The sequence below is a fragment of the Phenylobacterium sp. genome (assembly GCF_036502675.1).
Classification (GTDB): domain Bacteria; phylum Pseudomonadota; class Alphaproteobacteria; order Caulobacterales; family Caulobacteraceae; genus Phenylobacterium.
Window position 1 is genome coordinate 1 of record NZ_DASXYF010000102.1, and the last position, 8,874, is coordinate 8,874.

Below are 8,874 nucleotides of genomic sequence, written 5' to 3' on the forward strand. Positions count from 1 at the left end.
ACGCCTGGGTGCGCGCCCATGGCAAGGACTATTCCCCGCAGGAAATCTCGGCCTTCACCCTGATCAAGATGAAGGAATCGGCCGAGCAGCACCTCGGCGAGAAGGTCGAGAAGGCGGTCATCACTGTCCCGGCCTATTTCAACGACGCTCAGCGTCAGGCGACCAAGGATGCGGGCAAGATCGCCGGCCTGGAAGTCCTGCGGATCATCAACGAGCCGACCGCCGCGGCCCTCGCCTATGGCCTGGACAAGAACGAAGGCAAGAAGATCGTCGTCTATGACCTGGGCGGCGGCACCTTCGACGTCTCGATCCTGGAGATCGGCGACGGCGTCTTCGAGGTGAAGGCGACCAATGGCGACACCTTCCTCGGCGGCGAGGACTTCGACCTGCGCGTCGTCGACTACCTGGCCGACGAGTTCAAGAAGGAGACCTCGGTCGACCTTCGCAAGGACAAGCTGGCCCTGCAGCGCCTGAAGGAAGAGGCCGAAAAGGCCAAGAAGGAGCTGTCGAGCGTCCCGCAATACGAGGTCAACCTGCCCTTCATCTCGATGAACGAGAGCGGGCCTCTACACCTCAACATCAAGCTGTCGCGCTCCAAGCTGGAAGCCCTGGTCGAGGACCTGGTGGCCAAGACCGTCGGCCCCTGCGAACAGGCGCTGAAGGACGCCGGCCTCAAGAAGTCGGACATCGACGAAGTCATCCTGGTGGGCGGCATGACCCGCATGCCCAAGGTGATCGAGACGGTGAAGGAGTTCTTCGGCCGCGAGCCCCACAAGGGCGTGAACCCCGACGAAGTGGTGGCCCTGGGCGCAGCCGTGCAGGCCGGCGTCCTGCAGGGCGACGTCAAGGACGTGCTGCTGCTGGACGTGACCCCGCTCACCCTGGGCATCGAGACCCTGGGCGGCGTGTTCACTCCGCTGATCGAACGCAACACCACCATCCCGACCAAGCGGTCGCAGACTTTCTCCACCGCCGACGACAACCAGAGCGCGGTGACCATCCGGGTGTTCCAGGGCGAACGTCCGATGGCGCAGGACAACAAGATGCTGGGCCAGTTCGACCTGGTCGGCATCCCGCCCGCGCCCCGCGGCGTGCCGCAGGTAGAGGTCACCTTCGACATCGACGCCAACGGCATCGTCAACGTCTCGGCGCGCGACAAGGCTACGGCCAAGGAGCAGTCGATCCGCATCCAGGCGAACGGCGGCCTTTCGGACGTCGACATCGAGCGGATGGTCAAGGAGGCCGAATCCAACAAGGCCGACGACGACAAGCGCAAGGCGGCTGTGGAGGCCAAGAACCAGGCCGACGCCGTGCTGCACTCCTCGGAGAAGGCGCTGGCCGAGCACGGCGACAAGATCGGCGAAGCCGACAAGACCGCGGTCGAGACCGCCATCGCCGACCTGAAGGGCGTGCTGGAATCCGGCGACGGCGAGGCCATCTCGGCCAAGACCCAGGCGCTGATCCAGGCGTCGATGAAGCTGGGCGAGGCGATGTACGCCGCGCAACAGGACGGCGCCGGCCAGGCGTCCGACGGGGCCCAGGCTTCGGGCGGCGACGATGTGGTCGACGCGGAGTTCGAAGAAGTCAGCGACGACCAGAAAAAGTCCGCGTGACGGTTTGCCCCATGGCGGCCTGGATTCCGATCTGGAAAATGGGCCGCCTCCGGGGACGCCGTGGCGCGGATGTCTTCCGCCTCGCCGGCCAGGCGAAAAGCCTTGCGGCGGGGCGGGGGTCATCCCACCTCAGTTTTCAGTCACAATCTAAGCCTTCGACGGTCTGATGCGGGACTACTACGAGATCCTGGGCGTGGCTCGCGAATGCGACGCGAACGCCCTCAAGTCGACTTTCCGCAAGCTCGCCATGGAGCATCACCCCGACCGCAACGGGGGGTGCGAGGAAGCGACGTCGCGGTTCAAGGAAATCAACGAAGCCTACTCGATCCTGTCGGATCCCCATAAGCGGGCGGCCTACGACCGTTTCGGCCACGCCGGCGTGAACGGCCAGGGCGGCGGGCGGGGCGCCGGCTTCGGCGACGTCAACGACATCTTCAACGACGTGTTCGGGGACGTGTTCGGCGACATGTTCGGCGGCCGGGGCCGCAACCGCGGGCCCGCGCGCGGCCAGGACCTGCGCTACGACCTGGAGATCACGCTCGAGCAGGCCTACGCCGGCGCCGATGTGGAAATTACCATTCCCGCGGCCATGACCTGCGAGTCCTGCGACGGCACGGGCGCCAAGCCTGGCACCAATCCGACAGTCTGCGGCTCCTGCAACGGCCAGGGCCGGGTGCGGGCGAGCCAGGGCTTCTTTTCGATCGAGCGCGCCTGCCCGCGCTGCGGCGGGGCCGGCAAGCTGATCCTCGATCCCTGCCAGGCGTGCCGCGGCCAGGGCCAGGTGCGGCGCGACCGCACCCTGCAGGTGCGCGTCCCGGCCGGCGTCGACGACGGCGCGCGGATCCGCCTGGCCGGCGAGGGGGACCTGGGCGCCCGCCACGGGCCGCGCGGCGACCTCTACATCTTCCTGAGCGTGCACCCGCACGAGCTCTTCGAGCGTGACGGCCTCGACCTGCTCTGCACCGTGCCTGTGCCGATGGCGGCGGCGGCGCTGGGCGGCGACATCGAAGCGCCCTGCCTGATGGGCGGAGAGAACTGCGACGGCGAGTGCAAGATCACCGTCAAGGTGCCGGAAGGCGCCCAGACCGGACGCACGATCCGCGTCAAAGGCCGCGGCATGCCGTCCTTGCGCGCCCGCGAACGCGGCGACCTGGTGGTGGAGCTGTTCGTGGAGACGCCGGCCAAGCTTACCGCCCGCCAGAAGGAGCTGCTGCGCGAATTCGCCGGCCTCTGCGGGGAGCAGCAGCACCCGAAGTCCGCCAATTTCCTCGGCAAGGCCAGGCGCTTCTGGGGCGCCGTCACCGGCGTGTGAGCGGATATCCGGGCGTCTCGCCTCCGATCGAACCGATGCGCTTCCTGTCTTTCCCGCGCCTCGCGCCGCTCAGCGCAGCAGGATCAGCTCACCCACCGCGAACATCGCCACGAACCACAAGGCGACGCCCATGACGAACGGCGGGGTCACCGCCGGCGCATGGCGTTGGACCTTCATGACGGGACGGCGCGTGGCCTCCCGGACGAGGTAGTATTCCGACTCGAGGAGATTGAACTTCGACATGGTCAGCGGCTTCTCTGCGTCCCGGAATGTCTCGTTCCGGGACAGGTTTAGCTTCCTTGGCCGGATATGCCGCAAGTTCCGGGCCGGCCGGCCAGGCCCAAGGCGAAGCTCCAGACAGCGAAAAGCGCCCCTAGCTGTGCTAGGAGCGCTTCGTTCCCATCCCCCGACGGGAACGCCAAAGGCCGCTGTCGAGCGCCTGGCCGCGAAATCCGCGCGGACCATACCGCGAACCGCGGAAGGTTAAATCGGCGTAATGTCGCAGGGTTCAGGGGACCTTTCCCACGGCCTCGGGCAGGGCCAGCAGGGCCGCCGAATAGGTTTCCACCACCAGGCTCAGGGGGATGCCGTCGGGGGTGATCAGCACCGCCCGGTGTTCCAGGATCTGCGCCGGCGGCGTCCAGGGCCCGGCGTTGGCCTGCGGCGGCTGTCGCTCCCAACCTTCCGGCAAGGGCCGGGCCAGCACATTGGACGCGAGCGTCCTGCGCCGGTAGGCAAGGGGCGCCGCGGCCACGCCGAAGGGCGTGTCGGTGTCGTCCAGCAACCGGTTCATCTCCGGCGTCAGCCGATCAGGCCGGTACCAGTTGTCGGCCTGCGACAGGGTCGCCTCGCCGCAGGCCAGCGCCACCCGGCGGTAGCGCAGCTGCGCCTGCGGCCCCACCTGCAGTTCGCGCCGCTCCGCCTCGCCCGCGGGCTTGTCCGGCCCGGGCATCCGCCGCGCGGCGATCTTCAGGCCGGGGCGGCCGCCGTGCAGGTCGCAGAACCGCTGCAGGGTGGCTGTGGCGCTGTCGTGGCCGAGCAGGTCGGCGTTCAGCCCCTGCAGCAGGGCCTGCGCCTCCAGCCGCGCGACGAAGCCGTCGGGCCAGCTCGGATGCGCCCGGACGGGGGCGGCCAGGGTGAGGGCCAGGGCGGCGGGGGCCGCCGCGGCGACGCGCATTCTCATGCCGCTGATGTGGCGCAACCGGGCGCGTCCGTCGAGTCCCCGCAACTCCTGCGTTCGCCGGGCCTAGCGGTGCGGCTCCGGCGGTGGGCCGGCGCCGTACCAATAGGGCGGGGCGGCCCAGTGATGGTCGGCGTCACGCCAGGGCAGGTCGCCGCCGAACAGGTCGAGGTCCACATGCGGCGAGGCCCTCACCCGCGCCTCGTCCACCACATAGCCGTGATGAATCAGGTCGTAGCTGAGGCAGTTCCAGGGGATCGGGAACCGTCCGCCGGCGGCCTCGAACGGGCCGCCGTAGCAGAGAGTGGCGCTGGCGATCTGTCCCGTCAGCTTCTCGATCATGATGTCCTCGATCCGCCCGATCTGCTCGCCCGCCTGGTTGAACACGGCCGAACCCTCGACGCGGCGGGCGGAGATCATCGGGTGCTCGGGAACGGGCGCCTTCGACGCCATGGCCAGGGTCCTTTTCTCGCCGCTTTCGGGGGGCGCCACAGGACCGGCGCCGGCGGCCTTCTGAAGGGAAAACAGCCCAAGGCGCCGGTTGTTCCGGCCTTACGGGGAATTCACCCTGGCCCGGCGGCTCAGATCCTCGCCCGGCCCTCCGGCCAGTAGCGCTTGCGCAGCTCGCGCTTCAGGAGCTTGCCGCTCGGCAGCCGCGGCAGGGCCTCCACGAAGTCCACGGTGCGCGGGCACTTGAAGCCCGCCAGCCGCTCGCGGCAGTAGGCCATCAGCTCCTGGGCCAGCTCGGCGCCGGCCGCGCCGGCGGGCTCGATCACCGCCTTCACCTCCTCGCCGAACTCCGCGTTGGGCACGCCGATCACCGCCACGTCGGAGACCGCCGGGTGCATGGCCAGCACCGACTCGATCTCCTGCGGATAGATGTTCACCCCGCCGGAGATGATCATGTGGCTCTTGCGGTCGGTGAGGTAGAGGTAGCCCTCGGCGTCCACCCAGCCCATGTCGCCCAGGGTGCCCCAGCCCTTGTCGTTGAAGAACTCCGCCGTCTTGCCAGGGTCCTTGTAGTATTCGAACCCGGCGGCGTTGGCGAAGTAGATCAGCCCCACCTCGCCGCCGGGAACTTCCTCGCCGGTCTCGGGATCGACGATGTGCAGGGCGCTTTCGCCGCTTGCCGCGGTCATCTGCCGCGCGCGGCCGACGGAGCCCTTGTGGGTCAGCCACTCGGCGCTGTCCAAGGACACGAAGCCGCCGCCCTCGCTGCCGGCGTAGTATTCCCGGATGATCGGGCCCCACCAGTCGAGCATCGCCTGCTTGACGTCCACAGGGCAGGGCGCTGCGGCGTGGATCGCCATGCGCAGCGACGAGACGTCGTATTTCCGCCGCACCTCCTCCGGCAGCTTCAGCATGCGCACGAAATGGGTCGGCACGAACTGGGCATGGGTCACCCGCTCGTGCTGGATCGCCTGCAGCGCGCGCTCTGCGTCGTAGCTTTGCAGCAGGATCACCGTGCCCCCATTGGCCTGCGCCGCCGTCGACCAGCCCAGCGGCGCGGTGTGGTAGAGCGGCGCCGGCGACAGATAGACCGTGTCGGGGCCGAAGCCGTAGGCGCTCGCCAGCATGGTCTCGAAGCCCGACGGGGAGCCGAAAGGCTCCGAGGCCAGCGGGCGCAATATGCCCTTCGGTCTGCCTGAAGTGCCTGAGGAATAGGTCATGAGGCCGCCCTCCGGCTCATCGGTCGCGGGCCAGGGTTCGGCCCCGGCGACCAGCGCCGCCAGGGACTCGAACCCGGCCTCCGCCGGCCCCGCGCTGATTGCCGTGCGCACCCGCGGGGAGCGGGCCTTCACCCCCGTCGCCAGTTCGATCAGCGTATGCGAGGTGATCAGCGCAACGGCGTCGCTGTCATCGGTTACATAGGCCGCCTCGTCGGGAGTCAGGTGCCAGTTCACCGGCACGAACCGCAGGCCCGCCCGCCGCGCCGCCCACACCCCCACCAGGTATTCCGGCCGATTCTCCATCAACACCGCGACCCGGTCGCCCGGTTGCGCGCCGCGCGCCCGCAGCACCGAGGCCAGCCGCGCCGAGGCGTCGTCCAGCTCGGCGTAGGTCATCCGCGCCCCGGTCTCCGCCATGCGCACCGCGTCCTTGTCGGGCGTACGCCTTGCGTGGACGTTGATGCTCATGCTGTTCCTCCAGCCGTGGCTGGCCCGCCTGCCGCGGGTCCAGGTTGCAACCGGCATAGCCTGTTCCAGGACGGATGTCGCGGGGGTGGAGGCGCCACGCGCGTAGCCACCCGGCTGGGCGACATCAACCCGTCACGCGCCGCCTATATCGTCCTGCTGCGGAACATCGGATCGGCAGGAATGGCGGCGGACGGAAAGAGCTGCGGGGCGTGCGGCATGTGCTGCAAGCTCCTGGGGGTCGCCGAGCTCGACAAGCCGGCCGGGCGCTGGTGCCGCCATTACCGCCCGGCCTCGGGCTGCGCGGTCTATGACGCGCGCCCCGGCCCCTGCGCGAGCTTCGAATGCCTTTGGCTCGAGTCCACGAAGCTCGACGACGGCTGGCGGCCGGACCGGGCGAAGTTCGTGCTCTACACCGAGCGCGGCGGCAAGCGGCTCAACGTGATCGTCGACCCGGCCAGCCCCGCGGCCTGGCGGCGGGAGCCGTATTACGCGCGCCTCAAGGCTATGTCCCAGCGGATCGAAGAGGGGTGCGAACTGGTGGTCGCCATCGGAGACCGCCGGATCGTCGTCTTCCCGCACGAGGACGTGGACCTGGGCGTGGTCAACCCCGACCACAAGATCGTCAGCGGCTTCGCCATGCGCGACGGCGAACGCGTCGCCTACGCCATGGTGCTGAGCGACCTGCCGGGGCCGGCGGACGGCGGCGAGGACTCAGGCTGAGGCGACCAGGGCGCGCCGGCCCTCGAAGTGGAAGACCCCGGCGACCGACCCGTCGCGCAGGATTATCCGCACCTCCGCGCTCTCGCCGGTCTCGGCGCGGCGGCGGGCGAGCCGGCGCGCCGTCTCCTCGGCCCGGGCTCCGCTGGAGAACTCGAGTCGCGGGAACAGCGCTTCGCTATCCACGCACCATCCCGTCGAAAACGGCCGGACGACAAATTGGCGAGCCATGGGACCCCCGGATTGACCGCCGCCTCCATAAGCCGGATCTAAGTCAATCGGGTGACGCCGAGGTCAAATTCACCGTCACATCCGCTATATTCTGTCGTTTGAGCGCAATAATAAAATTGTCACAAAAAATTCTTTGATTATCCGGCCGCTATATTGGACGAAATAACGCCCCGTTAAGCGGGGTCTGGCGCCTATGCTCCCGAGGCATGGGGGCTCCCTTGACGGTACTTCTCGACATTGCACCGCTTATTGCGCCGGCGTCGCCGTTCACCACCGGTGCGGAGATCTATCAGCGCTTCGAGCTGGAGGCCGACACCCTGGCCATAGCGGTCGTCGATGGCGACGGCCGTCCCGTGGGGCTCGTGGAGCGCAACGCCTTCCTGGTGCGGATGGCGGCGCAATATGGCCGCGCCCTGTGGTCCGGCCGCCCGATCTCCATGTGGATGAACGCCCACCCCGTGGTGGTCGACGGCGACGTCACCGTCGCCGAGTTCTGCGGCCGCATCCTGGAGGAAAGCCCCTCGGCCCTGCTGCACGGCTTCATCGTCACCTGCGGCGGCCGCTACGCCGGCGTCGGCGCCATGGTGACCCTGCTGCAGGCCGCCGCCGGCGTCGCCCAGGCCGCGAGCCGCCAGGCGCGCGAGGCCCTCGAGGCCAGGTCGCGTTTCCTCGCGGTGATGAGCCATGAGATCCGCACGCCGCTGAACGGCGTGCTGGCGGTGGCGGAAATCGCCCGGCGCAAGTCGCGGCAGCCGGAGCTGAGCCCGCTCCTGGACACCATCATCGAGTCCGGCGGCGTGCTCCTGCGCCTGCTCAACGACGCTCTCGACGTGTCCCGGGCGGAGGCCGCCGGACTGGAGCTGAGGGAAGAGCCGCTGCACCCGCCCTGGCTGGTCGAGGAGGTGCGCCGCCTCTGGACCCCCAAGGCCGCCGTCAAGGGCCTCGACCTGCGGATCGGCTATGACGGCCCGCCGGACCTGTGGGTGCTGGCCGACGCCGACCGCCTGCGGCAGATTCTCAACAACCTGGTCAGCAACGCCCTGAAGTTCACCGCCGAAGGCCGCGTCGATCTCACGGTCGAGCTCGTGGGCGAGGGCCAGTTCGCGCAGCTTCGCGCCACGGTCCAGGACGACGGTCCCGGCGTTCCCCCCGACCAGCTGGAGCATATATTCGTCCCCTTCCAGCAGACGGAGGAAGGCGTTCGCCAGGGGGGCGCGGGTCTCGGCCTGGCGGTCTGCCGCCAGCTGGTGGAGCGCATGGGCGGCGTCATCCGCGCCCGCAACGCGCCCGGGCGAGGGGCGGTCTTCGAGATGGAGATCCCGCTCTACAGCGTCCCGACGCCGCTTCCCGCAGAGGCGGAGCCCGCCCCCGACGGGAACGACGGGGTCGAAGGCGGGGCGCATGTCCTCGTCGCCGACGACAATCCCACCAACCGCCTGATCGCCCGCAGCATCTGCGAGATGTTCGGCTGCACGGTGGAGTGCGTCGAGGACGGCGACGAAGCGGTCGAGGCGGCGCTGAGCGGCCGCTTCGACCTGATCCTCATGGACATCAAGATGCCGCGCATGGACGGCATCGAGGCGACCCGCCGCATCCGGGCCAGCGTCGGGGCCGTCTCCCGCATCCCGATCCTGGCGCTCACCGCCAACGCCGACCCGTCGGACGCCGCCTTCTACCGCCGCA

At 69.2% G+C, this 8,874-nt stretch carries 9 protein-coding genes; 4 read left to right on the forward strand and 5 right to left on the reverse strand.

Annotated features, from left to right (window positions below; all coding sequences use genetic code 11):
- On the forward strand, positions 1-1,613 hold a 1,613-nt coding region (gene dnaK, locus VGL30_RS12875), incomplete at its 5' end, for a molecular chaperone DnaK (RefSeq protein ID WP_331540399.1).
- Between the two features lie 166 nt (positions 1,614-1,779).
- On the forward strand, positions 1,780-2,925 hold the full coding sequence (dnaJ, locus tag VGL30_RS12880; RefSeq protein ID WP_331540400.1) for a molecular chaperone DnaJ: 1,146 nt from the start codon (positions 1,780-1,782) through the stop codon (positions 2,923-2,925).
- 69 nt (positions 2,926-2,994) lie between these two features.
- On the opposite strand, the gene VGL30_RS12885 is transcribed toward dnaJ, so the two are convergent.
- The 4 genes from VGL30_RS12885 to VGL30_RS12900 all read right to left on the reverse strand — a co-directional run bounded on the left by VGL30_RS12885 (position 2,995) and on the right by VGL30_RS12900 (position 6,243).
- On the reverse strand, positions 2,995-3,168 hold the full coding sequence (locus VGL30_RS12885; protein ID WP_331540401.1) for a hypothetical protein: 174 nt from the start codon (positions 3,166-3,168) through the stop codon (positions 2,995-2,997).
- A 265-nt stretch (positions 3,169-3,433) separates the two neighbouring features.
- A complete protein-coding gene (locus VGL30_RS12890) occupies positions 3,434-4,108 on the reverse strand; it encodes a hypothetical protein (protein ID WP_331540402.1) in 675 nt (224 codons plus the stop codon).
- Between the two features lie 63 nt (positions 4,109-4,171).
- Positions 4,172-4,558 carry a PRC-barrel domain-containing protein gene (locus VGL30_RS12895; protein ID WP_331540403.1) on the reverse strand — a complete coding sequence of 129 codons (387 nt, stop codon included), beginning with the start codon at positions 4,556-4,558 and terminating at the stop codon, positions 4,172-4,174.
- Between the two features lie 128 nt (positions 4,559-4,686).
- Positions 4,687-6,243 (reverse strand): acyl-CoA synthetase, encoded by a 1,557-nt coding sequence (locus tag VGL30_RS12900; RefSeq protein ID WP_331540404.1) that lies wholly within the window; start codon positions 6,241-6,243, stop codon positions 4,687-4,689.
- 180 nt (positions 6,244-6,423) lie between these two features.
- On the opposite strand from VGL30_RS12900, the gene VGL30_RS12905 reads away from it, so the two are divergent.
- Entirely contained in the window at positions 6,424-6,963 is a 540-nt protein-coding gene (locus VGL30_RS12905) for a YkgJ family cysteine cluster protein (protein WP_331540405.1), read from the forward strand.
- On the opposite strand, the gene VGL30_RS12910 is transcribed toward VGL30_RS12905, so the two are convergent.
- Positions 6,955-7,146, reverse strand: a complete 192-nt coding sequence (locus tag VGL30_RS12910; protein ID WP_331540406.1) for a hypothetical protein — start codon at positions 7,144-7,146, stop codon at positions 6,955-6,957. The two genes, VGL30_RS12905 and VGL30_RS12910, sit on opposite strands and share 9 nt — an antisense overlap.
- Positions 7,147-7,409: 263 nt before the next feature.
- Here VGL30_RS12910 and VGL30_RS12915 point away from each other — a divergent pair.
- On the forward strand, positions 7,410-8,874 hold a 1,465-nt coding region (locus VGL30_RS12915), incomplete at its 3' end, for an ATP-binding protein (protein WP_331540407.1).

Coding starts and splice junctions, on each gene's coding strand:
- VGL30_RS12890 (WP_331540402.1), bottom strand. CDS start 4,108: ATGAGAATGCGCGTCGCCGCGGCGGCCCCCGCCGCCCTGGCCCTCACC.
- VGL30_RS12905 (WP_331540405.1), top strand. CDS start 6,424: ATGGCGGCGGACGGAAAGAGCTGCGGGGCGTGCGGCATGTGCTGCAAG.
- VGL30_RS12895 (WP_331540403.1), bottom strand. CDS start 4,558: ATGGCGTCGAAGGCGCCCGTTCCCGAGCACCCGATGATCTCCGCCCGC.
- dnaJ (WP_331540400.1), top strand. CDS start 1,780: ATGCGGGACTACTACGAGATCCTGGGCGTGGCTCGCGAATGCGACGCG.
- VGL30_RS12885 (WP_331540401.1), bottom strand. CDS start 3,168: ATGTCGAAGTTCAATCTCCTCGAGTCGGAATACTACCTCGTCCGGGAG.
- VGL30_RS12900 (WP_331540404.1), bottom strand. CDS start 6,243: ATGAGCATCAACGTCCACGCAAGGCGTACGCCCGACAAGGACGCGGTG.